This is a genomic window from Streptomyces sp. NPDC127119, assembly GCF_042677425.1.
Taxonomy (GTDB): domain Bacteria; phylum Actinomycetota; class Actinomycetes; order Streptomycetales; family Streptomycetaceae; genus Streptomyces.
This window is the reverse complement of sequence record NZ_JBHXTO010000090.1, coordinates 1-26,740: the sequence shown is the minus strand read 5'-3', so window position 1 is coordinate 26,740 and position 26,740 is coordinate 1. Positions and strand designations below refer to the sequence as shown.

21 protein-coding genes are annotated in these 26,740 nt (G+C 72.4%); 8 read left to right on the top strand and 13 right to left on the bottom strand.

The window, feature by feature from the left end; translation table 11 throughout:
• Nucleotides 1-312 precede the first annotated feature (312 nt).
• From ACFVH5_RS30035 to ACFVH5_RS30020, 4 genes are all read right to left on the bottom strand, one after another.
• Nucleotides 313-1,770, bottom strand: a complete 1,458-nt coding sequence (locus ACFVH5_RS30035) for an NCS2 family permease (protein ID WP_385836845.1) — start codon at nucleotides 1,768-1,770, stop codon at nucleotides 313-315.
• 303 nt (nucleotides 1,771-2,073) lie between these two features.
• A complete protein-coding gene (locus tag ACFVH5_RS30030; protein ID WP_385836844.1) occupies nucleotides 2,074-4,497 on the bottom strand; it encodes a xanthine dehydrogenase family protein molybdopterin-binding subunit in 2,424 nt (807 codons plus the stop codon).
• A gap of 2 nt (nucleotides 4,498-4,499) precedes the next feature.
• Nucleotides 4,500-5,120: a (2Fe-2S)-binding protein gene (locus ACFVH5_RS30025; protein WP_385836843.1), complete on the bottom strand. Its 621-nt coding sequence runs from the start codon at nucleotides 5,118-5,120 to the stop codon at nucleotides 4,500-4,502.
• Nucleotides 5,120-6,010: an FAD binding domain-containing protein gene (locus tag ACFVH5_RS30020; protein WP_385836842.1), complete on the bottom strand. Its 891-nt coding sequence runs from the start codon at nucleotides 6,008-6,010 to the stop codon at nucleotides 5,120-5,122. The genes ACFVH5_RS30025 and ACFVH5_RS30020 overlap by 1 nt, the downstream gene beginning before the upstream one ends.
• Nucleotides 6,011-6,367: 357 nt before the next feature.
• On the opposite strand from ACFVH5_RS30020, the gene ACFVH5_RS30015 reads away from it, so the two are divergent.
• Together ACFVH5_RS30015 and ACFVH5_RS30010 are read left to right on the top strand one after the other, a co-directional pair.
• Nucleotides 6,368-8,113 (top strand): PucR family transcriptional regulator, encoded by a 1,746-nt coding sequence (locus ACFVH5_RS30015; protein WP_385836840.1) that lies wholly within the window; start codon nucleotides 6,368-6,370, stop codon nucleotides 8,111-8,113.
• A 190-nt stretch (nucleotides 8,114-8,303) separates the two neighbouring features.
• Complete coding sequence (locus tag ACFVH5_RS30010) at nucleotides 8,304-9,077, top strand: hypothetical protein (protein ID WP_384799649.1); 774 nt, start codon at nucleotides 8,304-8,306, stop codon at nucleotides 9,075-9,077.
• A 168-nt stretch (nucleotides 9,078-9,245) separates the two neighbouring features.
• On the opposite strand, the gene ACFVH5_RS30005 is transcribed toward ACFVH5_RS30010, so the two are convergent.
• The gene (locus ACFVH5_RS30005) at nucleotides 9,246-10,082 is read right to left on the bottom strand and encodes a GntR family transcriptional regulator (protein WP_385836859.1); all 837 of its coding nucleotides are present in this window, start codon (nucleotides 10,080-10,082) and stop codon (nucleotides 9,246-9,248) included.
• A 749-nt stretch (nucleotides 10,083-10,831) separates the two neighbouring features.
• Here ACFVH5_RS30005 and ACFVH5_RS30000 point away from each other — a divergent pair.
• Nucleotides 10,832-11,743, top strand: coding sequence for a (2Fe-2S)-binding protein (locus ACFVH5_RS30000; protein ID WP_385836839.1), 912 nt, complete (start codon nucleotides 10,832-10,834; stop codon nucleotides 11,741-11,743).
• 322 nt (nucleotides 11,744-12,065) lie between these two features.
• Entirely contained in the window at nucleotides 12,066-13,097 is a 1,032-nt protein-coding gene (locus ACFVH5_RS29995; protein WP_384799658.1) for a DUF2637 domain-containing protein, read from the top strand.
• A 52-nt stretch (nucleotides 13,098-13,149) separates the two neighbouring features.
• Here ACFVH5_RS29995 and ACFVH5_RS29990 read toward each other — a convergent pair whose 3' ends face one another.
• The 3 genes from ACFVH5_RS29990 to ACFVH5_RS29980 form a co-directional block, all read right to left on the bottom strand.
• Nucleotides 13,150-13,533 carry an ATP-binding protein gene (locus ACFVH5_RS29990; protein WP_385836838.1) on the bottom strand — a complete coding sequence of 128 codons (384 nt, stop codon included), beginning with the start codon at nucleotides 13,531-13,533 and terminating at the stop codon, nucleotides 13,150-13,152.
• Nucleotides 13,534-14,287: 754 nt separating this feature from the next.
• Nucleotides 14,288-14,812, bottom strand: coding sequence for a hypothetical protein (locus ACFVH5_RS29985; RefSeq protein ID WP_385836837.1), 525 nt, complete (start codon nucleotides 14,810-14,812; stop codon nucleotides 14,288-14,290).
• A gap of 106 nt (nucleotides 14,813-14,918) precedes the next feature.
• Nucleotides 14,919-15,563, bottom strand: coding sequence for a hypothetical protein (locus ACFVH5_RS29980; protein ID WP_385836835.1), 645 nt, complete (start codon nucleotides 15,561-15,563; stop codon nucleotides 14,919-14,921).
• Between the two features lie 348 nt (nucleotides 15,564-15,911).
• Here ACFVH5_RS29980 and ACFVH5_RS29975 point away from each other — a divergent pair, with 348 nt between their 5' ends.
• Complete coding sequence (locus tag ACFVH5_RS29975) at nucleotides 15,912-17,342, top strand: helix-turn-helix domain-containing protein (RefSeq protein ID WP_385836834.1); 1,431 nt, start codon at nucleotides 15,912-15,914, stop codon at nucleotides 17,340-17,342.
• A gap of 60 nt (nucleotides 17,343-17,402) precedes the next feature.
• Here ACFVH5_RS29975 and ACFVH5_RS29970 read toward each other — a convergent pair whose 3' ends face one another.
• Nucleotides 17,403-19,145, bottom strand: a complete 1,743-nt coding sequence (locus ACFVH5_RS29970) for a pyruvate dehydrogenase (RefSeq protein WP_385836833.1) — start codon at nucleotides 19,143-19,145, stop codon at nucleotides 17,403-17,405.
• Between the two features lie 63 nt (nucleotides 19,146-19,208).
• Nucleotides 19,209-21,020 (bottom strand): protein phosphatase 2C domain-containing protein, encoded by a 1,812-nt coding sequence (locus ACFVH5_RS29965; protein ID WP_385836832.1) that lies wholly within the window; start codon nucleotides 21,018-21,020, stop codon nucleotides 19,209-19,211.
• Between the two features lie 405 nt (nucleotides 21,021-21,425).
• On the opposite strand from ACFVH5_RS29965, the gene ACFVH5_RS29960 reads away from it, so the two are divergent.
• Entirely contained in the window at nucleotides 21,426-22,451 is a 1,026-nt protein-coding gene (locus ACFVH5_RS29960) for a winged helix-turn-helix transcriptional regulator (RefSeq protein WP_385836831.1), read from the top strand.
• Between the two features lie 59 nt (nucleotides 22,452-22,510).
• A complete protein-coding gene (locus ACFVH5_RS29955; protein WP_385836829.1) occupies nucleotides 22,511-22,993 on the top strand; it encodes a DUF456 domain-containing protein in 483 nt (160 codons plus the stop codon).
• Between the two features lie 13 nt (nucleotides 22,994-23,006).
• Here ACFVH5_RS29955 and ACFVH5_RS29950 read toward each other — a convergent pair whose 3' ends face one another.
• On the bottom strand, nucleotides 23,007-24,275 hold the full coding sequence (locus ACFVH5_RS29950) for an SGNH/GDSL hydrolase family protein (RefSeq protein ID WP_385836828.1): 1,269 nt from the start codon (nucleotides 24,273-24,275) through the stop codon (nucleotides 23,007-23,009).
• Nucleotides 24,276-24,388: 113 nt separating this feature from the next.
• On the opposite strand from ACFVH5_RS29950, the gene ACFVH5_RS29945 reads away from it, so the two are divergent.
• Complete coding sequence (locus tag ACFVH5_RS29945; RefSeq protein WP_385836826.1) at nucleotides 24,389-24,757, top strand: PPOX class F420-dependent oxidoreductase; 369 nt, start codon at nucleotides 24,389-24,391, stop codon at nucleotides 24,755-24,757.
• A gap of 15 nt (nucleotides 24,758-24,772) precedes the next feature.
• On the opposite strand, the gene ACFVH5_RS29940 is transcribed toward ACFVH5_RS29945, so the two are convergent.
• Together ACFVH5_RS29940 and ACFVH5_RS29935 are read right to left on the bottom strand one after the other, a co-directional pair.
• Nucleotides 24,773-25,252, bottom strand: coding sequence for a methylated-DNA--[protein]-cysteine S-methyltransferase (locus ACFVH5_RS29940; RefSeq protein WP_385836825.1), 480 nt, complete (start codon nucleotides 25,250-25,252; stop codon nucleotides 24,773-24,775).
• On the bottom strand, nucleotides 25,249-26,637 hold the full coding sequence (locus ACFVH5_RS29935; RefSeq protein WP_385836858.1) for a bifunctional transcriptional activator/DNA repair enzyme AdaA: 1,389 nt from the start codon (nucleotides 26,635-26,637) through the stop codon (nucleotides 25,249-25,251). Before ACFVH5_RS29935 ends, ACFVH5_RS29940 begins: the two co-directional genes overlap by 4 nt.
• Nucleotides 26,638-26,740: the final 103 nt, after the last annotated feature.

Genomic DNA, 26,740 nt, shown 5'->3' with positions numbered 1-26,740 from the left:
GTGCGCAGTTCCCCGCGCCCCTTGGGGGGGCGGGGCTCGTCGTCAGCTGCCGGTGCGTTGTCGCTGGCCGCGCCGTTCCCCGCGCCCCTTGGGGGGGGCGGGGCTCGTCGTCGGCTGGCGGTGCGTCGTGGCTGGCCGCGCCGTTCCTCGCGCCCCTTAAAAGCTCGGTGCGTTGTGGCTGGGCGCGCCGTTCCCCGCGCCCCTTACGGGGTGGGGGTGCGCCTCGGCTTTTGGTCTTTAGGGGCGCGGGGAACTGCGCGGTCAGCCCCCACCGGGTCGCAGGTTCAATCACCCGCGCGCCCGGCGGAGCGTCTAGTGGATGCCCATCCAGCTCTCTATCGGGCTCAGGGCGAAGAAGATCAGGAAGATCGCCGTCAAGCCCCACATGAAGGCACCTACCTCCCGCGCCCTGCCCTGCGCGATCTTGATGGCGACGTAACTGATGACCCCGGCCGCGACCCCCGCCGTGATGGAGTACGTGAACGGCATGATCACGACGGTCAGGAAGACCGGGATCGCGGTCGCGCGGTCGGCCCAGTCCACATGGCGGGCGTTCATCATCATCATCGCGCCGATGACGACCAGGGCCGCCGCGGCGACCTCACCGGGGACGATCGCCGTCAGCGGCGTGAAGAACAGGCACGCCGCGAAGAAAAGGCCCGTGACGACGGAGGACAGCCCCGTGCGCGCACCCTCGCCGACCCCCGTGGCGGACTCCACGAACACCGTCTGCCCCGAGGCGCCCGCGACCCCTCCGATCGCCCCGCCCGCCCCGTCGATGAACAGCGCCTTGGACAGGCCCGGCATCCGGCCCTTGTCATCGGCGAGACCCGCCTCGGTGCCGACGCCGATGATGGTGGCCATCGCGTCGAAGAACCCCGCGAGGACGAGCGTGAACACGATCATGCCGACCGTCATCGCGCCGACCTCGCCCCAGCCGCCGAACTCGACGTCCCCGAAGATCGAGAAGTCGGGCATCGACACCGCGCTGCCGTGCAGTTCGGGCGCCCCACTGGCCCACTGCTTCGGGTCGATCACATCGAGGGCGTTGAGGACCACGGCGAGTACGGTTCCGCCGACTATGCCGATCAGGATCGCGCCGGGGACGCCGCGCGCCTGCAGCATGAAGATGGCGAGCAGCGTGACGGCGAACAACAGCACCGGCCAGCCCGCCAGTTCGCCCGTCGCGCCGAGCGAGACCGGGGTCGCCTTGCCCTGGTGGACGAAGCCCGCCTTCACCAGGCCTATGAGCGCGATGAACAGCCCGATACCCATGGTGATCGCGTGTTTCAGCGCCAGCGGGATCGCATTCATGATCATCTCGCGTAGCCCGGTGACCACGAGCAGCATGATCACCACGCCGTACATCACGCACATGCCCATGGCCTGCGGCCAGGTCATCTGGGGCGCGACCTGCGAGGAGAGAACCCCGGAGACGGACAGTCCGGCGGCGAGGGCCAGCGGCACCTTGCCGAAGAAGCCCATCAGCAGCGTGGTGAACGCCGCGGCGAACGCCGTCGCGGTGATCAGGGCCTGCCGGCCGAGCGTGTCCCCCGCCACGTCCTTGCCGGACAGGATCAGGGGGTTGAGGAGAAGGATGTACGCCATCGCCATGAAGGTCGTGACGCCGCCGCGCATCTCACGCGCGACCGTGCTTCCCCGCAGGGAAATGTGGAAGTAGCGGTCGAGCCAGGACCGGCCGACCGGGACGCGGGTTCCCTCACCCGCGTCGTCGGCGGTGGTCCTGGGCTCCAGTGACTGCTGGGTCATGGTGCCTTCTCCCAAGGTTCATAGGGGCACCCGCGCCGTGCTTTCTGCTTGCGCGGGTTTTGGGAAGGTGCACGACCCGGGGGACGGCCCGAGACGAGACGCGGTGCTGTACTTGTGCGGTTACCGGGTGCCGCGGGATACACGGCCACCCCAGTACCGGGGTGGCCGTTCCTGTGCCCACCCGTTCCTCCCCCAGTGCCTTAAGGGCCTGGGGGACCCTCAGCGGAACGCCTGCCCACAGGAACGGCGGGTGCCTGCCCGCAGGAGCGGCGGAACGCCTGCCCACAGAGCGGCGGCAGGCGACTACGCCGTGCCCGTCAGGTGTTCCGGGCGGACCGGTGTCCTGTTGAGCTCCAGACCCGTCGCGTTGCGGATCGCCGCGAGGACGGCCGGGGTCGACGACAGGGTGGGGGCCTCGCCGATGCCGCGGAGCCCGTACGGCGCGTGGTCGTCGGCGAGTTCGAGCACGTCGACGGGGATGGTCGGCGTGTCGAGGATCGTGGGGATGAGGTAGTCGGTGAAGGAGGGGTTCCTGACCTTCGCCGTGACGGGGTCGACGATGATCTCCTCCATCACCGCGATGCCCAGGCCCTGGGTCGTACCGCCCTGGATCTGGCCGATGACGGACAGCGGGTTGAGCGCCTTGCCGACATCCTGCGCGCAGGCCAGCTCGATGACCTTCACCAGGCCCAGTTCGGTGTCCACCTCGACGACGGCGCGGTGGGCGGCGAACGAGTACTGGACGTGTCCGTTGCCCTGTCCGGTGCGCAGGTCGAAGGCCTCGGTCGGCCGGTGCCGCCACTCCTCCTCGACCTCGACCGACTCGTCTTCGAGTACGTCGACCAGGTCGGCCAGGACCTCACCGCCGTCGGTGACGACCTTGCCGCCCTCCAGGAGCAGCTCGGCACTCGCCCAGGCCGGGTGGTACGTGCCGAGCTTGCGGCGGCCGATCTCCAGGACCTTCTCGCGGACCAGCTCGCACGCGTTCTTCACGGCGCCGCCGGTGACGTACGTCTGGCGGGACGCCGAGGTCGAACCGGCCGAGCCCACCTGGGTGTCCGCCGGCTGGATCGTCACCTGGGCGACGCCCAGCTCGGTGCGGGCGATCTGCGCGTGGACGGTGACCCCGCCCTGGCCGACCTCCGCCATGGCGGTGTGGACGGTCGCGACGGGTTCGCCGCCGACGACCTCCATACGGACCTTGGCGGTCGAGTAGTCGTCGAAGCCCTCGGAGAAGCCGACGTTCTTGATGCCGACCGCGTAGCCGACACCCCGTACGACGCCTTCGCCGTGGGTGGTGTTGGAGAGGCCGCCGGGGAGCTGGCGGACGTCCGCCGCCTCGCCGGCCGCGAGCCACTGCTGCTCCGGCGGCATCGGCATCGCCTTGACGCGGCGCAGGAGTTCGGCGACGGGGGCGGGCGAGTCGACGGGCTGCCCGGTGGGCATCAGCGTGCCCTGCGACATCGCGTTGAGCTGCCGGAACTCGACCCGGTCCATGCCCACCGCGTCGGCGAGCCTGTCCATCTGCGCCTCGTAGGCGAAGCACGCCTGGACCGCGCCGAAGCCGCGCATGGCGCCGCAGGGCGGGTTGTTGGAGTAGAGGGCGATGGCCTCGATGTCGACGTCTTCGAGGACGTACGGGCCGACCGCCAGGGATGCCGCGTTGCCGACGACCGCCGGGGACGCGGAGGCGTACGCGCCGCCGTCCAGGACGATCCGGCACTTCATGTGGGTCAGCTTCCCGTCCTTCGTCGCCCCGTGCTCGTAGTGGAGCTTGGCGGGGTGGCGGTGGACGTGGCCGAAGAAGGACTCGAAGCGGTTGTAGACGATCTTGACCGGTTTGCCCGTGCGCAGCGCCAGCAGACAGGCGTGGATCTGCATGGACAGGTCCTCGCGGCCCCCGAACGCGCCGCCGACCCCGGACAGCGTCATCCGCACCTTGTCCTCGGGCAGACCGAGGACCGGGGCGATCTGGCGCAGGTCGGAGTGCAGCCACTGGGTGGCGACGTAGAGGTCCACGCCGCCGTCCTCGGCCGGTACCGCGAGGCCCGACTCGGGGCCCAGGAACGCCTGGTCCTGCATGCCGAAGGTGTACTCGCCCTCGACGACGAAGTCGGCGCGCTCACGGGCCGCCCCGACGTCTCCTCGGACGATCGGCTGGCGGTGCACGATGTTCGGGTGGGAGACGTGCCCGATGTGGTGGTCGTCGCGGCCCTCGTGGATCAACGGGGCGTCCGGCGCGGTGGCCGAGGCCTCGTCCGTGACGACGGGCAGCTCCTTGTACTCCACCTTGATCTTGGCGGCGGCGCGGCGGGCGGTCTCGGGGTGGTCGGCGGCGACGATCGCGACGGGCTCGCCGTGGTGGCGTACGCGGCCGTGGGCCAGTACCGGGGTGTCCTGGATCTCCAGGCCGTAGTTCTTCACGGCGGTCGGCAGGTCGTCGTACGTCAGGACGGCGTAGACGCCGGGTGTCGCGAGGGCCTCGCCGGTGTCGATGGAGAGGATCTCGGCGTGCGCGACCGTGGAGCGCAGGATCTGGCCCCAGAGCATGTCTTCGTGCCACATGTCGGACGAGTACGCGAACTCGCCGGTGACCTTGAGGGTGCCGTCCGGGCGCAGCGTGGACTCGCCGATGCCGCCCTTGGTCCGTGAACCCTGGGTGACCTTCGTGGGAGTACCGACGGGAGCGGTGGCGCGGGTCGCGTCGTCGGTGGTGTCGGTAGCCATCGTCAGACCGCCTCTCCCTGACGGGCGGCCGCCAGGCGGACCGCGTCCATGATCTTCTCGTAGCCCGTGCAGCGGCAGAGGTTGCCCGAGAGCGCCTCGCGGATGTCCGCGTCGGTCGGGGTCGGGTTGCGCTCCAGCATCTCGTCGGCCGCGACCAGCAGGCCGGGGGTGCAGAAGCCGCACTGGACGGCTCCGGCGTCGATGAACGCCTGCTGGATGGGGGCGAGTTCGGCGCCCTCACCGGTCTGCGAGTCGGAGGGCCGCGCCTGCCAGCGCTTGGCCGCGTCCAGGGGCGTACCGCAGGCGCCGGGGGCTCCCGCGGCTCCAGAGCCTTCGTGGGCTCCGGAGGCGCAGCCGCCGTGTTCCGCGCGCTGCCTGGCGAAGTCCGCGAGGCCCTCGACCGTGACGACGTCGCGGCCCTCGACCTGTCCGGCCGCGACCAGACAGGAACACACCGGAACGTTGTCGAGGCGGACCGTGCAGGAGCCGCACTCGCCCTGCTCGCAGGCGTTCTTCGAGCCCGGCAGGCCCATGCGTTCCCGCAGTACGTACAGCAGGGACTCGCCCTCCCACACGTCGTCGGCTTCCTGCGGACGGCCGTTGACCGTGAAACTGACGCGCATTACGCGACTCCCTCCGTGCGGGCGGCGGTGCCGCGGTACGACTCCCAGGTCCAGGTCAGCGTGCGGCGGGCCATGATGCCGACCGCGTGGCGGCGGTAGCTCGCCGTGCCCCGGACGTCGTCGATGGGGTTGCAGGCGCCGGAGCACAGCTCGGCGAACTGCTTGGCCACCGACGGGGTGATGATCTTCCCGTTGTCCCAGAAGCCGCCCTCTTCGAGTGCCGCGTTCAGGAATTCCTCGGCCGCCCCGGCCCGGACGGGCGTGGGCGCGGCCGAACCGATGCCGGTGCGGACCGTGCGGGTGGCGGGGTGCAGGGCGAGGCCGAAGGCGCACACCGCGATCACCATGGCGTTGCGGGTGCCGACCTTGGAGTACTGCTGCGGGCCGTCCGCCTTCTTGATGTGGACGGCGCGGATCAGCTCGTCGGGGGCGAGCGCGTTGCGCTTGACCCCGGTGTAGAAGGCGTCGATGGGGATCAGCCGCGAGCCCCGTACGGACTCGGCCTCGACCTCGGCGCCCGCCGCGAGGAGGGCGGGGTGGGCGTCACCGGCCGGGGAGGCGGTGCCGAGGTTGCCGCCGACTCCGCCGCGGTTGCGGATCTGCGGGGAGGCCACGGTGTGGGAGGCCAGGGCCAGGCCGGGCAGCTCGCCGCGGAGGTTGTCCATGATCGCCGAGTACGGGACCGAGGCGCCGAGGCGGACCGACTCCTCGCCGACCTCCCAGTCGCCCAGCTCGCCGATGCGGTTCAGGTCCAGCAGGTACTCGGGCCGGCGGTGGTCGAAGTTGATCTCGACCATCACGTCGGTGCCACCCGCAATCGGCACAGCTGTGGGATGCGCTGCCTTCGCGGCGAGCGCTTCCTCCCAGCTGGCGGGGCGAAGGAAGTCCATGACCGGCTCTCTTCTTCGTCTCGTTGATGGTGCTGATCAAGCCAGATCGTGTGCGGCGGCCCGGGCTCGTTCATGAGGTGTTCACGTGGATGGGAGCCAGTACACAGCGCGTTCCGCCAACGGGGTCAGTCACCGAAACCATGAAGGAGTTGGCTGGCCAGGGCGCGCATCTTGTAGATTCGTATGAATGGAGGTCATCAGTAACCTCTTGGCTTTCCCTGGGAAACGTCGGACGCAGCCCGCTGCGCGTCGGCCACCGGCCGGAACGAGTCCTCCTCCTTCCCCCTCATCGGTTCGACCCCCTCCATCGGTTCCCCAATCCATCGTAATTTTTCGAGACAGAACGGCGGCGACGAGATGCGGCTGCGCGCACTGCTGGACACGGACGCGCTGGGCCTGCGGCTGCTCGGCGGCCAGGACGAGCTGGACCGCACGGTGCGTGGCGTGATGACCACGGACCTGCGGGACCCCAGCCGCTATCTGTCGGGCGGTGAGCTGGTCCTCACCGGTCTCGCCTGGCGCCGCGGCCCGGCCGACTCCGAGCCCTTCGTACGGCTCCTCGCGGGCGCCGGGGTCACGGCGCTGGCGGCGGGCGAGGCCGAGCTGGGCGCGATCCCGGACGACCTGGTGGCGGCCTGCGCGCAGCACCGGCTGCCGCTGTTCGCCGTGAACGAGTCGGTGGCCTTCGCGACGATCACCGAGCACGTCGTACGGCAGGTGTCGGGCGAGCGCGCCGGGGACCTGGCGGCCGTGGTGGACCGGCACCGCCGGATGATGACCTCCGGCCCGGCGGGCGGCGGCCCGGACGTGGTCCTGGACCTGCTCGGTTCCGATCTGGACCTGCGGGCCTGGGTGCTCTCCCCCGCCGGACGCCTGATCGCGGGCTCGCGGCTCGCGGAGACCGAGCTGCCCGCGGGGGTGTGCGCCGCGCTGGCCGGCGAGCACCTGGCGGCGGTCCGTACGGGCCGCCGCGGGCCGCACCGGGTGACGCTGGGCCCGGCCACGTACTCCCTGTTCCCGGTCCGCGGCGGCGGACGCGGTACGGCGGCGGGTGCGCGTGACGTACGCGAGACGGTGCTGTCGGAGTGGCTGCTGGCGGTCGAGGCGGACGCCGGGGACTGGCCGGACGAGCGGCTCGACCTGCTGGAGGGCGTGACGCAGCTGATCGCCGTGGAGCGGGAGCGCCGGGACGCGGCGCGCACCGTGCGGCGCAGGCTCGCGCAGGAGGTGCTGGAGCTGGTGCAGACCGGCGCCGCGCCCGCCGAGATCGCGGCGCGGCTGCGGGTCGCGGCGCCCGTGCTGCTGCCGGGGCTGGGCGCGGCCCCGCACTGGCAGGTCGTGGTCGCCCGCGTCGAATGGGACGAGACGAAGGGCGGGCCCGCGGGATTCCCGGCCGAGTCCACCGGCGGTGGAAGACGCGCCGAGGGGCCCGCGGGAGGACTGGCGGGCGGTCCGGTGGCGCAGGCGCTGCTGGAGGAGATCCTCGTGGACCCGCGGTCGTCGGGGCCCGAGCCCTCGGACCGGATCGCGGTCGCCCACACGGGCGACGAGGCCGTCGCGCTCGTACCGCTGCCGGCCGTCTCCTCGGAGCACGACGGCTCGGAGACGGGCCTGCTCGCCGACGCGATCCTGGAGGCCGTACGAGAGCCGCTGTCGGCCGGGCTCGACGGCGACGGGCGGCTCACGCTGGGCGTCAGCGCGGCCGTGCACTCGGCGGAGGGCCTGCGGGGCGCGCTGGAGGAGGCGCGGCACGCGCGGCGGGTGGCCGCGGCCAGGCCCGGGCGGGTGTGCGCGGCGGGCCACCAGGAGCTGGCGTCCCACGTACTGCTGCTGCCCTTCGTGCCGGACGACGTGCGCCGCGCCTTCACGGCCCGGCTGCTGGACCCGCTCCGCGAGTACGACCGCCGTCACCGCGCCGAGCTGATCCCGACACTGGAGGCGTTCCTCGACTGCGACGGGTCCTGGACGCGCTGCGCGGCCCGGCTGCATCTGCACGTCAACACGCTGCGCTATCGGGTCGGGCGTATCGAGCAGTTGACGGGCCGAGATCTTTCCCGCCTTGAGGACAAGCTGGACTTCTTCCTCGCGCTGCGGATGAGCTGAGGTCACAGCGCTGCGGGCGGCGCGCGCGCCGTTGCCCGGACGCGGCAGGGAGCCCGGAACGGTCCCCAAGTCTCTTCTCCGCCCCACGACTTTGTGAAATCCTTCACCCACCCCCTTGGCCGGGCGCGTTGATTCGTGCTGAGATGCCGCCACCACTCAACAGCTCAATGGCGTGCTCGGGGAGGGCAACGTGGCGTATCCCGCCATGTCTGGTTACGGAACTGCTGCAGGGGACGATCCACTCCAGACCGCGGTATGGCGGTTGCGTTCACGCGCCTGCTGGGCCGACGCGGCCGCTCTCCTGGAACCACACACGGCATCGGCGGCTCTCCAGAGAGCGTCACTCCTCGTCGAACGCTGCCTCTACACCGAGCAGGGCTGGGCGGAGGCGGAGGACGCGCTGCGTACGGCGGAGGCGCTGGCCCAGAGCGACGACGAGCGGGGGGCGGCGGCATGCGAGCGGGGGCAGCTCGCGTACGCGTCCACGCTGCTCGCGGTCCGCGACCGCGCCGACGAGGCACGGGCCGCGCTCGGCCGGGCGGCTGCCCTGATCGCGCCGGGCGCCAAGGGGCGGGCGCTGCTGGACTTCCGGCGCGGGCTGCTCGCGGAGAACCTGGCGCACTCGCCGCAGTCCGCGCGCGCGGCCTATCGCCGGGCCCACGCGGGTGCCACCGCGCACGACGACCCGCTGCTCCTGTCCTTCACCTGGCGCCACCTCGCCGGACTCGCGCTGCGCGAGGGCGAGTTGGCGGAGGCGCGGCACGGCTTCGCCGAATCCCTGCGTATCCGCGAGGAGTTGGGCTATCTGGTCGGTACGGCCCCGGCGCTGGCGTCCCTGGCCGACGCGGAATCCGAACCGGAGGCATCCCGACTCCGGGCGGAGGCGGGCCGCCTGTTCAAACTCCTGGGCGGCGTACCGACATGGCTGGCAGCCCAGTTGACACCCCCGGCAGCCACGGCGTGACACTTGCGCCGACCCCGCGCTCTTAGGGGCGCGGGGAACCGCGCAGTCTTCTGCTTTTAGGGGCGCGGGGAACGGCGCAGTCTTTCGTCTTCAGGGGCGCGGGGAACTGCGCGACCAGCCCCCACCGGGCCCGCAGACGGACGACACCCCGCCCCCGGAGGGGACCCGCTAGGCGCCGGCGAAATGGTCCCGTATCAAGGACTGCGCAGTCGGAACGTCCGAGCCGGACAACGCGTCCAGCAGCGCCGTGTGCTGACCGGCATCCGCCAGAAGATCGGCACGCGGCCGCCGAGCGGACACCCCCGCCATCGGCCACTGCGCACGCCGGTGGAGATCGTCCGCGAGCTGCACCAGCTGACGGTTGCCCGACAGCGCGAGCACCGCCGCGTGGAAGACACGGTCGGACTCGGCGTAGCGCGCGAGATCACCGGTGGCCGCCACGGCCACGGTCGCGTCGGCGAGCGGTCGCAGTTCCGCCCAGCAGGGGGCCGCCACCGTACGGGTCAGCCGCAGCATCACCGGCATCTCGACGAGCGCCCGGATCTCGGCCAGCTCGGCCAGTTCACGGGCCCCGCGCCGGATGACGCGGAAGCCGCGGTTCGGTACGACCTCGACCGCGCCCTCGTTCGCGAGCTGCTGCATGGCCTCGCGCACAGGGGTCGCGGAGACGCCGAAGCGTTCGCCGAGCGCGGGGGCGGAGTAGACCTCACCGGGGGCGAGGTCACCGGCGACGAGCGCGGACCGCAAGGCGTCGAGCACCTGTCCGCGGACGGAGACCCGCTGGATCACGGGCCGGGGAGCCGCGACGGCGAAGACGGGCCCGGACACGGGTCCGATCGAGGCCGTACGGGCATCGGGTGCACGGCGCCCCGACGGCGTACCGCGTCCACCGCGTCCGCCGGAGGTGCCTGGGCCGTCCAAGGCTCCCGGGGCTTCCGGGGCTCCGACGGCACCGGAGGCATCGGGTGTCCCTAATGACGCCGGGGTGCGGCCGGGACCGCCCAGGATTCCCGGGGCCGAGGACGCACGGGCATCCGGCACACCCGGGCCGCCGGGCGCACCCGCGCCACCCGGCACCTCCGGGCTCTCGGGAGCGCCGGGGGGCGCTGCCGCTTCGCGGCCCTCGGTTCCGGGCACGGCGGTCGACGCGGCGCGCGCGTCGGTGTCACGGGCGCCGCGCGGGAAGCCGGCCGCACCGCCTCCGGGTACGAACGCCTCGCCCGGCAGGCCCCCACCGGCACCCGAGGAGCCCTCGCGCGCGATCCGCGGCTGGGGAATCGGCGTCTCGCTGTGGGTGTGCTCGCCACGGGCCGCGTGCGCGACGGGAGCCGCCGGGGCGGTTCCACCCCGGGGGGCCGCGCCACGACCGGCCCCGCGCGCACCGTCGCCGCTGTCGCCACCACGGCTCTCCGCCCGCGCCTGCTGGGGGACCCGCAGGGCAGCGCCCTCGGAACGGCCTCCCTCGGAACGCGCCTCCATCAGGCGGGCCTCCGCTGGCCGCGCCCCCACCGGACCTTCCCCCACCGGTCGCGCCCCCACCGGACCCGTCCCCGAAGACGACGCTCCGACGGCGTCATGTCCCTCGCGCGAACCGGCCTTCTGCATGGGAGCCTCCTCCGGGGTGGCGCTGGTGGTGGGTGTGCGGGTGGGAATGTCGGGTGGGTCCGTCGTGACCCCGACAGAACAGGGTAAACCTCGACCCTATCGGGTAAGGTAAGCCTTACCTGCTGAAGATCGAGAAACGGGGTCCTTGCATGTCCGCTCCCGCCCCGGCCGCGACAGCGCCCGTGACCCCCGGCGGCACGCAGCCGGCCCACTCGGCCCTCACCGAGGCGTACACGCGGATGACCGAGGTGTTCCCGGCCCTGGGCGTGACGGAGCTCGCCCCTGGCGAACCCGCCCCGACGGGCGACGGGCGGGTCGGTGCCGCGCGGCTCGCGGAGGCGGGGCCCGAGTTCGAGTCCTTTCTCGCGTGGGACGACGAGCAGGTGCTGGCCGACCACGGCCGGCGGGCCCGCCCGGACGTCATCGCCAGCTTCGGTCTGCACCGGTACGCCTGGCCGGCCTGTCTGCTGATCACGGTTCCGTGGTTCGTGCTGCGCCGCGTCCCCCGTTTCCCCGTGCAGGACGTCACCTTCCAGCGCATGCCCGGCCGTATCGCGGTGCGCGTGGGCGCATTCGCCTGCCTCCCGGACGACCCGGCGGCGACACTGCCCGGTGCCCGCGTCGTCCCGGACGAAGAGGCCCTGCGCGCCGAGGTGCGGGCCTCCGTCGCCGAGCATCTGGAGCCGGTCCTGAGCGGTTTCGGCCCGCGTATGCGACGCCGGGGCCGCGCCCTGTGGGCCATGGCCACCGACGAGGTCGTCGAGAGCCTCCATTACGTCGCCGGTCTGCTCGGCGAGCAGGAGCGTGCGGCCGAGGAGCTGGAGCGGCTGTTCCCCGGCACCACCAAGCCGTACGTCGGCACGGCCGGCTTCCGTGAGGTGACCGGTTCGAACGGTGAGTGCCTGCCCACCCGGGACCGGGCCAGCTGCTGCTTCTACTACACCCTCGACGCCGAGGACACCTGCGCCAACTGCCCCCGGAACACCGAGGCCGTGCGCATCGCGAAGCTGACGGCCCAGGCAGAAGAGGCGGCGGAGGCCGAGGCGGCGGAGGCGGCCTGAGCCCCGCGCAAGATCACCTTCCGCGTCCGGGTAAGATCAACTCGGCCCGGCCCCGGGTTCTTCGCGGTAAACGCCGGTGCTGAGGTCACGGCTGGTTCACAATATCCTCACTTGGCGCAGGAACTTTCCGTGGAACCACCCGTACGGGTAATCTAACTCGAACTCAACTCCCGCTCCTCAAGCGGCAGTTCGAGGAGAATGCCGCCCACGCGCATCCCCTTGCACTCTCTTGGCGGCCTCTTGCCCCGAAACCCCCTGAGGACCCGCGGGATTGGGCCACTATGACGGGCGTTACGCCCTATCCCAATGCAAGGGACCCCAGATGAGACTGACCGACATATCGCTGAACTGGCTGCTACCCGGCGCCGTGCTGCTCCTGGGCCTGCTGGCGGCGGTTGCGGTGCTCGCGCGTGGCAAGCGCGCCGGGGAGAAGACCCACGCCGAAGACTCGTGGGAGCGCACGGAAGAACGCCGCAGGCGCAAGGAGGCCATCTACGGCACCGCCTCCTACGTACTGCTGTTCTGCTGCGCCGCGGTCGCCGCCGCACTCTCCTTCCACGGCCTGGTCGGCTTCGGCGAGCAGAATCTGAACCTCTCCGGCGGCTGGCAGTACCTGGTGCCGTTCGGCCTGGACGGCGCGGCCATGTTCTGCTCCGTGCTCGCGGTGCGCGAGGCCAGCCACGGTGACGCGGCGCTCGGCTCCCGGATACTCGTGTGGACGTTCGCGGCCGCCGCTGCCTGGTTCAACTGGGTGCACGCCCCCCGGGGCCTCGACCACGCGGGCGCCCCGCACTTCTTCGCCGGCATGTCCCTGTCGGCCGCCGTCCTGTTCGACCGCGCGCTGAAGCAGACCCGCCGCGCCGCTCTGCGTGAGCAGGGCCTGGTGCCCCGGCCGCTGCCCCAGATCCGGATCGTACGGTGGCTGCGCGCCCCCCGTGAGACGTACGGCGCCTGGTCGCTGATGCTCCTGGAGAACGTGCGCAGCCTGGACGAGGCCGTCGAGGAAGTACGCGAGGACAAGCGGGAGAAGGAGCAGAACCGCCTTCGCCGGCGCGACCAGGAGAAGCTGGACCGTGCCCGCATCAAGGCGATCACCCGCGGCCACCGCGGTGCGCTCGGCCGCGGCGGCCGTCAGGCGGAACTGCAGGCGGCCCAACCGGCCACTCAGGTCACCTCGGAGCCTGCCATATCGACGCCGGAACTACCTTCCCGCGCCCGACCCTCGTTGCAGCCGGTCCGGCGAAGCGGGGACTCGGGGACAGTCGATCTCACCGCGGAGGACGACACAATGGCCCTCCCTCGCCTCGATTCCCTTGAGCGCAAGCTGAAGGACCTGGAGCAGCAGTTCGGCTGAGCACGACCCGGGGCTTCTCAACGGCCTCGACTCTGGATGGGGGCGCGGCATTTCATGTCGCGCCCCCATCCAGTTCGAACCACACCGCCTTCCCCACCCCGTGCATGCGTACGCCCCACGCGTCGGCGAGCGACTGCACCAGGATCAGGCCCCTGCCGTGCGTGCCCTCGTCCGGGTTCGGTATCCGCAGCCTCGGCCTGCGAGCCTCGAAGTCCCGTACCTCCACCCGCAGTCCGCGCGGGCCGACGGTCGCTGTGAACAGCGCCTCCTGATCGGTGTGGACGAGCGCGTTGGTCACGATCTCGCTGGTGAGCAGTTCTGCCGTCTCGGACCTGCCGGGCCTCCCCCAGTGGGCGAGCAGCTCCCGCAGCGCCCTGCGGACCTCGGGCACGGCCCGGAGATCGCAGCGCCGGAGCCTGCGCCTGAGATGCGACAAGCCTTCCTGAAGACCTTCCTGAAGACCCTGCTGGTCGAATGCGATCTCCGCCGTGTCCGCCGTGTCCTCCACGGTCGTGGCCGAATTCACCGTCTCCGCCGAGAAGGCCCCGGATAAGACGGGACCGCCTCCTCGCGCATACCTCTTCATGACCCCCGCCGCTCTCGGTACCCCTCCTGCTCGAACACGTTCACGGAATGCATGCCCCGCCAGGAAACCAGGCAGTCATGTCGATTCTTCAATAACTGGCTGTACGTGGGTCGTTGACAGCCGTACGAGGCGAGCCGTCCGGCGGCGGATCACACCCGCGAAGCCTTCGGAAGGGTCCCGCCGACGCCGGGAAGCGGTGGGCGGGGCGAGTGCGGCGGACCCCGGCGGGCGGGTGCCGCGCGGCGGACCGCGTACGCTCCCGCCGGGACGGCCGGAGAACGCACTGGTGACACGGGGGACTCCGGACACCCGGCGGACGGTCCCCGGCGGGCGGACCGCCGGACGTGGTGCCGCCACCCCGCCGACCGCCTCCCGCGACGGTCGCGCCCCGGGCGGGCGGGACGGCCCCCGCGCGGGAGGCGGCGCCGTCCAGGTGCGGCGCCGGGCAGCGGTGTACCGGACGGGCGCACACCGCTTCGCGCCGATGTCTTCGGCTGGCGGTACGGTCGTCGGCGCTCGGTCCATCCGCCGACAGCCACCTGCCGCACCGGCCGTACACGAGTCGGACGCAGGCGGGTCGGACGTACGCGGCCGTTGCTTTCGCCTACTTGCCGCTGATCCCCTTGTCCCCGATGTGGATGATCTCGTGGTCACGGTTCATGTCGACGACGAGTTTGGTCGTGGTCCTGTCCCCCCAGGTCATCGTCACGACCGCTTCGGAGTGGTCCGCCTTGCCGTTGTCGGTGACCGTCCACTTCGCCGGCACGTTCTGGGCCCGCAGGACGCCGTCCGCGTGGTTGGCGTCCTCCCAGGCCTCGATCTCCTTGAGGTGGTCGGCGTCCACGTAGTACTTCCGCAGCTCGGTGACCAGGTTGCCGCCCTCGCCCGGGCCGCTCTGCGCGTCGATGTACGCGCCGTAGAAGTCGGCGATCCGGGTCACCGGGCTCGACGGCTGCCCGCTGACCGGGCGGAACGCGGCGCTCGCCGCCGTCGACCCGGCCGAGGTCGCCTCGGCCGACGCCGTGATCGCGAGCGGCAGGGCGGTCGCGGCGACGAGGCCGGCGATCAGAGCGGCACGGCGTCCCCGCCTGCCTGCGGTGGTGCCGGCGGCGCTGCTGTTGCTGTTCATCGGTCTGTGTTCCCCGTTTTCGTGGTCGTGGTGCTCGTCGGTCATGGTGATTGGGGCCGCCCTCTCGACCCCCGTCGCGTGAGGGCGGCCCCGGCTCCGGTGGCGGTCAGTAGAGCTTGTTGACCGCGGTGGTCGTCGTCTTCTTGAAGGCCTTCACGGGCGCGTCGGAGAAGTCGCCCATCTGCCCCCACTTCACGACGGTGACGGCCCGGCCGTCCCGGCCGACCGAGTAGAGGTTGATGTCGGTGGCGCCCCAGGAGGTTTCGGTGTGCACCCCGTAGACGTGCGCGCCCTCCTCGACCGGCAGCTTCCCGTAGTCCTTCAGGGTGGCCTCGACCTCGGGATCGGACTGCTCGGCCTTGGCCGCGCAGGCCTTGATCTCCTTGTTCAGCCGCTTGGCGAGGGCATCGGCCTTCGCGTTGCTGCCGACGACGATGGTCAGCTGCTGGGCGTTGGTCTCCAGGTCGGTACGGAAGTCCCGGTACGAGGAGTCGTAGCCCGGCAGCGCGTCCTCCAGGCAGAACGCCAGCTCGCCGGGAACACCCGGCGTGACCTTGCCCGCCGTCCAGGCGGACGAGGGGTGCGGCGGCAACTGGGCGGCCGACAGGAACCTGGGCGTGCCGCTCGCCGTCACCGAGACGGGTGCCGAGGTGTTCACGACGGCACCGGCCGGGCCGGCCAGTACCGTGCCGACGGCGAGGGCAGCGGCGGCGAGTGCGGTGAACTCCACGCCTCGGGTGCGCTTGCTCATTGGATGTCCCCCTGGGTCTGAATGCCTGCACGATCTAGGTGCATGGCCGTTCCGTGTACATGGCCGTTCCGTGTGCATGGCGAAGCGCCTGTACACGTGGTGGGTGTGGTCGCGAAGGCCCTGCGTGGGCTGCCGTCGGCTGGTCGGTCCGGCGGCGGTCGGTGCGACACCAGAAGCATCAGCCGTCACTCGGGGCGTGCGCAACAGGCGACGCCGTTTCCGCCACGGTGGAACCATCCCATCCCTCCTGACGTGCAGGTATATGGAGTGCCTGGGATGCTCGTCCCGGACGGGACAGGCGCCTCGGCCGGGGGCGACGACCAGTAGGGCGACCAGTACGGGGGAACGGTGGCGACTCGGGACGAGGACGTCGAGGAGTTCGCGGCACTGCTGAGACGTCTGAAGGCGCGGACGGACCGCAGTTACGGCGCCCTGGCGCGCCGGGTGAACATGAACACCTCGACGCTGCACCGCTACTGCGCCGGTGACGCGGTACCGCTCGACTTCGCACCCGTGGAACGGTTCGCCGTACTGTGCGGGGCGACGCCGGACGAACGGCTCGAACTGCACCGTCGGTGGATCCTGGCGGTCGCGGCCCGGCAGCGGCCACGTACGCCCGGCACGTCGGACGACCCGGCCTCGGACCCGACCCCGACCCCGACCCCGACCCCGACCCCGACCCCGACCCCGACCCCGACCCCGACGGAGAACGACGCACCACAGTCGAACGAGCCGGAAGAGCCGGAGGAGCCGGACCCCGCGGACGGCGCTGGCGACGGCCTCGTGTCCGACGCCGTCCCCGCCACGGGCGCCGGAGCCGGCGCAGCCACCCCGCACCCCCGTCCCGCCTGGTACCGGCGGCGGATCACCGTCACCGTCGCGGCGGCGTCCGCGCTGCTTCTCATGCTGGGCAGCCTGTCGGCCCTCTCCGGCGACCGGTCCTCCGACGACGCCTCCGGGACCCCCCGCCCGTCCCCCACGACCGCCACCACGGACCCCCGTCACCGCCCGTCGCCGAGCCCGTCCCCCAGCGGGAGCAGCGCGTCGCCCTCGGCCGGCGCCAAGGGCAAGGCGTCCAAGTCCCCCGATGCCAGCGCGCCTTCGAGTTCAAAGGGTACGAAGGGCAGACAGAAGCCCAACGGCAGCGGAAGTGTCTCCTCGCCCCTCACCTGGACCGCGAACTCGCAGGCCTGGAAGCTCGGTTGCGGCCACGACTACGTCATCCGCAAGGACCCGGCGCAGGTCCCGCCGCCCCCGGCCCCGCAGGACGCCGGAACCTGGGCGGCGACCCAGGGCGCGGTGCACGGCCGGGAGACCGACGTGGAGATCTCGGTGCAGGGCCGGTCCTCGACCGCCGTCGTCCTGACGGATCTGCGGGTCCGGGTGGTCGGCCGCACCGCGCCCGATCCCGGGACGGTGTACGCCATGGACCAGGGCTGCGGCGGTTCCATCACCCCGCGCTCCTTCGCCGTCGACCTGGACAAGGACCGCCCGATCGCCCGCGCGGTGCCCGGCAACGACACCGGCACGCCGATCCCGGCCGTGCGGATGCCCTACCGGGTGTCGGCCTCGGACCCGGAGGTCCTGCTGGTCACCGCCCAGACGGAGAGCTGCGGCTGCGACTGGTACCTGGAGCTGGACTGGTCGTCCGAGGGCCGCACCGGCACGGTCCGCATCGACGACCACGGCCGTCCGTTCCGTACGAGCGCCATCAAGGGCCTGCCGCGCTACTGGTACGGAACGGAGGGCTCGGAGCGCAAATGGGTCCCCGCCGACTGACGACCGGAGCCGAGCCCCCTCACACAAGCTCCCTCACAAGCCTCCTACGGCCTGGGCACGTCATGGCCTGGGCACGTTACGGAGGTTGGAGCGGGCCATCTGCGCCATGCGGCCCACTCCCCCGTCCAGGACGATCTTCGACGCCGACAGGGCGAAGCCCGTCACCATCTCCTTGCTGATCTTCGGCGGGATGGACAGGGCGTTCGGGTCGGTGACGACGTCGATGAGGGCGGGGCCCTTGTGCTTGAAGGCGTCCTTCAGTGCGCCCGCCAGCTCCTTGGGCTTCTCGACGCGTACGCCGTAGGCACCGCAGGCCCGTGCGACGGCGGCGAAGTCGGGGTTCTTGTTGCTCGTCCCGTACGCCGGAAGACCGCCGACCATCATCTCCAGCTCGACCATGCCGAGCGAGGAGTTGTTGAAGAGGACGACCTTCACCGGCAGGTCGTACTGGACGAGGGTGAGGAAGTCACCCATCAGCATGGAGAATCCGCCGTCCCCCGACATCGAGACGACCTGGCGGCCACGGTCGGTGAACTGGGCGCCGATCGCCTGCGGCAGGGCGTTCGCCATGGAGCCGTGCGAGAAGGAACCGATGATGCGACGGCGGCCGTTGGGCGTGATGTATCGCGCCGCCCACACGTTGCACATACCGGTGTCGACGGTGAACACGGCGTCGTCGTCCGCGAGTTCGTCGAGCACGGAGGCCACGTACTCCGGGTGGATCGGGACGTGCTTGTCGACCTTACGGGTGTAGGCCTTGACCACTCCGTCGAGCGCCGCCGAGTGTTTCTTGAGCATCTTGTCGAGGAAGCGGCGGTCGGTCTTGGGGCTCACCCTCGGAGTGAGGCAGCGCAGGGTCTCCTTCACATCGCCCCACACCGCGAGGTCCAGCTTCGAACGACGGCCCAGCCGTTCGGGCCGTACGTCGACCTGGGCGATCTTGACGTCGTCGGGGAGGAAGGCGTTGTACGGGAAGTCGGTGCCCAGCAGGATCAGCAGGTCGCACTCGTGGGTCGCCTCGTAGGCGGCGCCGTACCCGAGGAGTCCGCTCATACCGACGTCGTACGGGTTGTCGTACTGGATCCATTCCTTGCCCCGCAGGGCGTGCCCGACCGGGGACTTGATCTTCTCGGCGAACTCCATGACCTCGGCGTGCGCACCCGCCGTCCCGCTGCCGCAGAAGAGCGTGACCCTGTCGGCCTCGTCGATCATCGCGGCGAGCTTGTCGATCTCGGTGTCGCCGGGACGCACGGTGGGGCGGGAGGTGACGAGGGCGGTCTCGGCGGCCTTGTCCGGGGCGGGCTGGTCGGCGATGTCGCCCGGCAGCGTCACCACGCTCACGCCGCTCCGGCCGACCGCGTGCTGGATGGCGGTCTGCAGGAGGCGGGGCATCTGCTGCGGGTTGGAGATCATCTCGCTGTAGTGGCTGCACTCGCGGAACAGCTGGTCGGGATGGGTCTCCTGGAAGAAGCCGAGGCCGATCTCGCTGGAGGGGATGTGTGAGGCGAGGGCGAGCACGGGGGCCATGGAGCGGTGGGCGTCGTACAGGCCGTTGATGAGGTGCAGGTTCCCCGGGCCGCAGGAGCCCGCGCAGGCGGCGAGGCCGCCGGTGATCTGGGCCTCGGCGCCCGCCGCGAAGGCCGCCGTCTCCTCGTGCCGGACGTGGATCCAGTCGATGGCGGAGTTGCGCCGGATCGCGTCGACCACGGGGTTGAGGCTGTCGCCGACGACTCCGTACAGGCGTTTGACGCCGGCGCGGACGAGGATGTCGATGAACTGCTCGGCGACGTTCTGCTTGGCCATGAGTCACACGCCCTTCGCTGTCACGGGATCCCCTCAGGTCCCATCTGTTCACAACGGGCGCGGTTACGCCTCCCAAACGGCCGCGGCCGTCCGGTCGTCGGCGTACCCCTTGACCCGGACCGTGCTGTCCGCGAGGAACGCGGCGACGCCCGGCGGCTCGCCGCCCGACCAGCGGGAGGTGAGGTGTTCGACCAGGCGCGGCTCACCGCGCAGGGGTTCGGCGAGCCCGCCGCTGCACAGCAGGAGCGTGTCGCCCGGGCGGGCGACGGAGGCACGGAAGCGGAAGGGGTCGCGGGGCGGCGGCTCGGGGGCCGGTTCGTACGGGCTCGGGGGTGTGGTGATGCCCAGATCCATGGTGAGACGGTCGCCGTCGGGCGTCTCGTGGGGCGCGTCGCGCGGTGCCTCGTGGGGCGCTCCGTGGGGCAGTGACCCGAAGCCGACGACGGCCTCGCCCGTGGTGTCGGCGACGCGCGGTTCGATGTCCTGCCACTCGCCGTCCCGCAGGCGGAACAGGCCGCCCGCTCCGACGCCGAAGAAGACGCGCGTACGGCACTCGGGGTCGGCGGGCAGGAGCAGGCAGCGCAGGCTCGCGGTGTACTCCTCGGGCTCGACGCCCCGCTCGACCGCGCTGGCCCGCAGTCTGCCGAGGCTGCGGTCCGTGAGGCGGTGCAGGCCCGACTTCAGGTCGCCGCGGCGGGCGGCCCTGATGTCCTCGGCCAGTCGCGCGTGGCTGCGGCCGACGGCCCTGCCGATCCATTGGCAGGCCTCGGCGGCGGCGCGGTGGGCGTCGGGGGTGGCGCGGGCGCCGGTCGCCATGGCGACCAGGACGAGCGCGTCGTCGCCGGTGCCGAAACGGGCGGTGAGCAGGGAGTCCCTGCGCGGCTCGCCCCGGAACCGGGCGGAGTCCCCGCGCACGGACACGGCCCGCAGGGTGTGCGTGCCGTACGACGCCCCGTCCAGCACGGTGTCGGCCACGAGGTCGTCGAGGTCGTCCGGGTCGGCGGGCGGGAGCGCGGTGGGTTCGGCGTCGTAGGTGGGCGGGCCGGAACCGACGTGGTCGAGGGGGGTCGGGGTTTCGGGCACGCGCAGAACGGGCTGGTCCGACTGACCGGGCTGACCGCCCAGGTCGCCCTGGTTGCCCTCGTCGGACGGCTTGTCGGCGGGGATGTCGAGCAGGGTGTCGGGGCGGACGGATGGGGTGCCGACGGTGGGTGGGGGGCCGATGGTCGGGGGGCCGCCGGGGGGCTGGGGCCAGGTCGTGGGACGGTTGCCGGGGTCCGTCGCCTCCGCGCGCGCCTGCGCCTCCGCGGCGGGCGGAGGTACTTCCGTGGACATGGCCTGGCCCTGGTCCTGAGGGAAGGTGGCCGGGCCCGGAGGGTCGGCGGGAGGGGCCTCCCAGGGGGCGCGCTGGCGCCGCAGTCCGCTGCGCCACAGGGGGTCGGTCTCCGAGCCTGCGGCTTCGGCGGGGGTGCGCGGGTCGGCGGCGGGGCGGCTTTCCACCACGGGGGTGTTCGGAGGCCACCAGGGTGGGGGCGGACCCGGTTGTGCGTCGGGTGCGGGTCGTGGGGGTTGGCCGCGCAGTTCCCCGCGCCCCTGAGGGGGCTCGGGCGCGCGGCCGTCAGCGGGCGTACCACCGGGTTGTGCGTCGAGTGCCGGCCGTGGGGGCTCGCCGCGCAGTTCCCCGTGCCCCTCTCGGGGCGGTGGGACGGCCGGGCTCTGGGGTGGTGGGGTGCCCAGTGTGTCGGTCGCCGAGGCGAAGCGGTCGTCCACGGAGTCCGGTGCGGGCGTCGGCCCGGTGTCCCCCGTGGAGTCGTCGTACAGCTGCCCCCACCAGTCGTCCTGCTGACCGGTCGGCCTCTCCCCCTGCTGGCTCATGCCCGTAATTGTCCACCGCTGAGGCCGGATGAAAACGGGGCATCGGGAAAAACCAGCGATACGGGACCGCCGGGCAGTCCCACCCCCCACGGGAGAACCACCCGGCGGCGCCTGTATGACCGGATCCCTCACGGAACCGGCCCTTCCGGCCCCGGGTGCGACCTGCTCACCCGAGACCGAGCTGTGTGCACCGGACGGGTTCCACCTGCCGTCCGGGATATCCGCCGGAGCCCCGTACTCCCGGTCATTGGCCGGTCCTCGCCCGTCCACGCCGGGGCCGGCGCCCCGTACCGTCCCGGCGCCACCTTGGCAGAGACACGGACGGTACGGCGATGATGTGCGGAGGCGGTTTTACGCCGTGGCCGTTTTCCGCCACGGCCGGTGTTCGGGGAGGGGCGGCGCCGCATGCTCGGAGCGACAGGTCTCGCAGCACTGGGGCTGGACGACACACACGAGTCGGCGTACCGGGCCCTGGTGTCCGTGGGCGCCGCCGACGTGCCCGATCTCGCGCGGCGGCTCACGCTCGGCGAGCACGACACCGAACGCGCGCTGCGCGGACTGGAGCGGCACGGGCTGGCCGCCCAGTCGTCGGCGCGCTCCGGCCGCTGGGTCGCCGCGCCGCCCGGCGTCGCGCTGGGCGCGCTGCTCACCCAGCGGCGCCACGCACTGGACCAGGCCGAGCTGACGGCGGCGCTGCTCGCCGAGGAGTACCGCGCGCAGGCCACCGAACCCGCCGCCGTCGACCTGGTGGAGGTGGTGACCGGCGCCGCCGCGGTCGCCCAGCGCTTCCTGCAGCTCCAGCTCGGCGCGAGCGACGAGGTGTGCGCGCTGGTCACCGGCAACCCCGTCGTCGTCTCCGGCACGGACAACGACGCGGAGGAGCAGGCCGCCGACCGGGGCGTCCGCTACCGCGTGGTCGTCGAGCGGTCGGTCCTGCATCTGCCGGGCGGCATCGCCGAACTGTCCGCGGCCCTCGGCCGTGACGAGCGCGTACGGGTCGTGGACGAGGTGCCGACGAAGCTGGTGATCGTCGACCGGGCCCTCGCCATGGTGCCGCTGACCTCCCAGGCCCTGGAGCCCGCCGCGCTGGTGGTGCACGCCAGCGGGCTGCTCGAATCGCTGTCGGGTCTGTTCGAGTCGGTGTGGCGGGACGCGTTGCCCTTGCGGCTGGGTGTGCCCGCGGTGCCCGGCGCGCCCGCCACCGTCGTCGAGGAGGAACGGGACGGGCCGGACGGCACCGACCTGGAGATCCTCTCCCTGCTCCTCGCCGGGCTGACCGACGCGAGCGTCGCCAAACAGCTCGATCTGGGGCTGCGGACCGTACAGCGCCGGGTGAAGCGGCTGATGGAGCTGACGGGCGTCACGACCCGTCTCCAGCTCGGCTGGCACACGTACGAGAAGGGCTGGGTGGCCCGGCGCGAGGAGGGCTAGACGGCAGTACCAGCCGGTCCTGACCTGCGGGTTCCCCTGTCCTGGGGCACCCTGGGCAGATGGGAGCGTGGGAACTCCTGCTGGTCGGTGTGGTGCTGCTGCTCGGCCTGAGCGGGGTGCTGGTGCCCGGCGCGCCGGGGTCGTGGCTCGTGTGGGCCGCGGTCCTGTGGTGGGCGTTCGAGGAGCCGCGGGCGCTCTCCTGGGGTGTGCTCGTGGGCGCGACCGCCGTTCTCCTCGTCGTCCAGGTGATCCGCTGGTGGCTGCCGCCGCGCACGCTGCGTGCGAGCGGCGCCACCCCCCGAATGGCGGTGTACGCGGGTGTCGGCGCGCTCCTCGGCTTCTTCCTGGTGCCGGTGCTCGGCGCGATACCCGGCTGCCTCGGCGGCGTGTACCTCGCCGAACGGCTGCGGCTCGGCGGCCATGGGGACGCGATGGCCTCCGTACGCAGGGTGATGCGCCGGGGCGGGACGAGCGTGCTGGTGGAGCTGTTCGCCTGTCTGCTGATCGCGGGTGCGTGGCTGGGAGCCGTCGTCTGGGGCTGACCGGGTCACCGAGTCACCGGGAGAGGCCGGCGAGGGCCGTGAGGTCGATGCTGTCGGCCAGGGCCCGCATGCCCGCGTCGTTGAAGTGGAGATGGTCCCCGGGATCGTAGGCGGCCCGCATCCGGTCCGGCCGGGACGGGTCGCGGACGACGGCGTCGAAGTCGGCTACCGCGTCGAACAGCCCGCCGGTACGGATGAGTTGGTTGACGGACCTGCGGACGCGCTCGCGGGCCGCCGTGTGGCTGCCGTGGCCGCCGAACGGGGTGATGGTGGCGCCGACGACCCGGATCCCGCGGGCGTGGGCGCGCCGGACGATCTCGCGGTACGCGGCACCGAGGGCGGCCGGGTCGGTCTGGTTGGGCGCGCTCTTGATGTCGTTGACGCCCTCCATCACGATCAGGGTGCGCACCCCGGTGCGGGAGAGCACGTCGGCGTCGAACCGGGCCAGCGCGCTGGGCCCGCGCCCTTCGAGCAGGAGCCGGTTGCCGGCGACGCCCGCGTTCAGTACGCCCTGCCGCCGCTCGGCCGGCAGGGCGCGGAGCCGCTCGGCGAGCCGGTCGGGCCAGCGGCGGTTGGCGCTCGGTGTCGAGCCGGAGCCGTCGGTGAGGGAGTCGCCGAGCGCGACCACGCTGCCGGGTGCCTGCGGACGGAGCACGTCGACGCCGGTCACGTAGTACCAGGAGCCGGTCGTGGCCTTGTAGGCCGCGCCGCCCGCCTCCGCGGCCCGATTGCCGTCCAGGGCGAGGAAGTTGGTCTGGAGCGCGTCGCGGTGGTAGGTCGCGGGGCCCGAGTCGCCGGGGGTGTGGAGGGTGACGAGGAGGTTCGTGGCGGCGGGGACGCTCAGGGTGAGGGGATCGCTGACGACGTCCTTGCCGGCCGGCACGGTGATCTTCTTCCGGCCGCCGAAGGTGAGGGTGCGCATGGTGCCGGAGAGGGCCTTCGGGCTCTTCGGCGCGTTCGGCCGCTGTCTGGCGAGAGTGGCCGCGCCGAGCACCAGGGGCAGGGTGCCGAGCCGGTTGGAGATCCGTACGCGCACGGCCGTACCGCCGACGCTCGTACGGACGACGTTGCGGATCGAGGCGCCGGGGAGCGGGGCCGCGGTGCCGGAGGCGGCGGCCTCCCAGGTGCCGGTCCAGTGCTGGGGGGCGGCCCGCGCGCCCGTGCGGTCGGGCGCGGCCGGAGGTCCTCCGTGGGCGGCTGCCGTGCCCATCAGGGTGAGCGCCAGCGCACCGGCCACGGCGGTCAGGGCCCGGCAGGCGTCTCTTCGTCCGACCTCGACCATGCGTTCCTGCCTTCCACCGACGGAGCCCGAGTGGGGCCCGCGGGGTACAAGTGCCGGGGGCCCGGGGTCAGGATCCGGTGCGGAGGGCGGGAAAACCGTGTTTGGCTGCTGACATGACCGCATTCAGTGAAGCCGAACGGGCGTACCTAAAGTCCCAGCGGCTGGGCCGCCTCGCCACCGTCGACCAGCACGGCCAGCCGCAGGCGAACCCCGTCGGCTTCTTTCCGCAGGACGACGGGACGATCCTCATCGGCGGCTATGCCATGGGAAGCACCAAGAAGTGGCGCAATCTCCAGAAGAATCCGAAGGTCGGTCTCGTCGTCGACGACATCGTCAGCCTCCGGCCGTGGAAGGTACGCGGGGTGGACATCCGTGGGGAGGCCGAACTCCTGACCGGACCGCACGAGTTGGGCCCGCACTTCAGCGAGGAGCTGATCCGCGTCCGTCCCCGCCGGATCCACAGCTGGGGTCTGGAGGAGTGATCGGCGACCGGTCTCTCAGCGGCCTTCGAGGGTGAGGAGCCGGACCTTGCGTTCCAGCCCGCCCGCGTATCCGGTGAGGGAGCCGTCGGCGCCGATCACGCGATGGCACGGGCGGACGATCAGCAGCGGATTGGCGCCGATCGCTCCGCCGACGGCCCGCACGGCGATGCGCGAGGCGCCGATGCGCGCGGCGATCTCGCCGTACGTGGTGGTCGTGCCGTAGGGGACCGAGTCGAGGGCGTCCCAGACCTTCTCGCGGAACTCGGTGCCGCTCGTGCGCAACGGCAGCCGGAATTCGGTGAGTTCACCGGCGAAGTAGGCGGCGAGCTGCCGCTCGGCCTCCGTGAAGAGTTTCGGCGCGTGCCGCCAGTCGGGCCCGACCGTGCGTCCGCCCTTCTGGCCGGGCACGGACAGGGAGGTCAGCGCTCCGGACTCGTCGGCGGTGAGCAGGAGTTCGCCGACGGGGCTGTCCAGGGAGGTGTGGTACGTGGTCACTTGTCTTCGCTTCCCGGCTGCCGGGCAGCCGCTTCGAGGTGCCGCAGGGCGTAGGAGCGCCACGGCCGCCAGGTGTCGGGGACCGGCGCTCCGGGCGGGCCCACGTCGGGGTCGCCGAGCGCACGGGTACGGATGACGGCCACGACGTGGGCGTCGAGGCCGGGCAGGGCGTCCAGGGCGGCCCGCGCCGCCTGCCGGTCGGCGCCCGCGTCGAGCCGCAGGGTGCCGTCCGCGAGGGCCGCGGCGAGGGCGCCCAGGGTGCCGCTCGCCCCCACAAGAGAGGCGGGCTCGGGAAAGACGTGTGTGAGCGTCCCGCCGGGCGGGTCCAGCGCCTTCCCGTACGTCCGCACGAGCCGTTCGGCCTCGCGGGGGCCGACGAGCGCGCGTACGGCCAGTTCCTCCGGGTCGGCGGCGCCGGGCGAACGCAGCCCCGGCCTGGCCGCGACCAGCGGGGCGAGCCGCGGGTCGGTGGCCAGCCGCTCGTCGATCGCGTACGGGTCGGCGTCGAGGTCGAAGAGGCGGCGCAGTCGCTGCACGGCGGTGGTGAGGTCGCGCAGGTCGGTGAGGTGCAGGTGGGCGTCGAGCCAGCCGCCGCTGTGGGCGGACGCGTCCGCCGGCCGCTCCCCGACGGCGACGACGCCCGTCCCGTACGGCAGCCGCAGGGTCCGCCGGTAGGTACGGGACCCGGGGGCACCCGTCACCTCTTCGACGCCCGGTACGGCCTCGGCGCCGAGCAGGTCGAAGACGGCGGCGGCCTGGTAGGGGCCGCGGTGGGCGAGGCGCAGCGGGATGCCCGCGGAGGGGGTGGCCGCCGGACGTGTGCCACCGCGGTGCGCCGAGGTGCGCAGCCCGGTCGGTGTGGACGCGTACACGGTCCGGATCGTGTCGTTGAACTGGCGCACGCTCGCGAAGCCCGCCGCGAAGGCGATCTCGGTGACGGGCAGCTCCGTGGTCTGCAGGAGCACCCGTGCGGTGTGGGCCCGCTGGGCGCGGGCGAGGGCCACGGGTCCCGCGCCCAGTTCGGCGGTGAGCTGCCGCTGCACCTGGCGGGCGCTGTAGCCGAGGCGGACGGCGAGCCCGGCGACGCCCTCGCGGTCGACGACCCCGTCGCCGATCATCCGCATGGCGCGGCCCACGACGTCGGCGCGTACGTTCCACTCGGCGGACCCGGGCGCGGCGTCCGGTCGGCACCTGCGGCAGGCTCGGAAGCCCGAGCCCTGCGCGGCGGCGGCCGTGGCGTAGTACCGCACGTTCTGCCGCTTCGGCGTCACCGCCGGGCAGCTCGGACGGCAGTAGATGCCCGTGGTCAGCACGGCGAAGAAGAACGCCCCGTCGAACCGGGCGTCCCGGCTGCGTACGGCTCCGTATCCCGTCTCCTCGTCAATCACCCTTCCAGTCTGCGCCCCCGCCGACCTGCGGGCTGGCGGATTTCGGACGCCACGTTTCCCGGTACCCCGGTGTGCGGGGGCGGGCGGGTTAGCCCGCGCC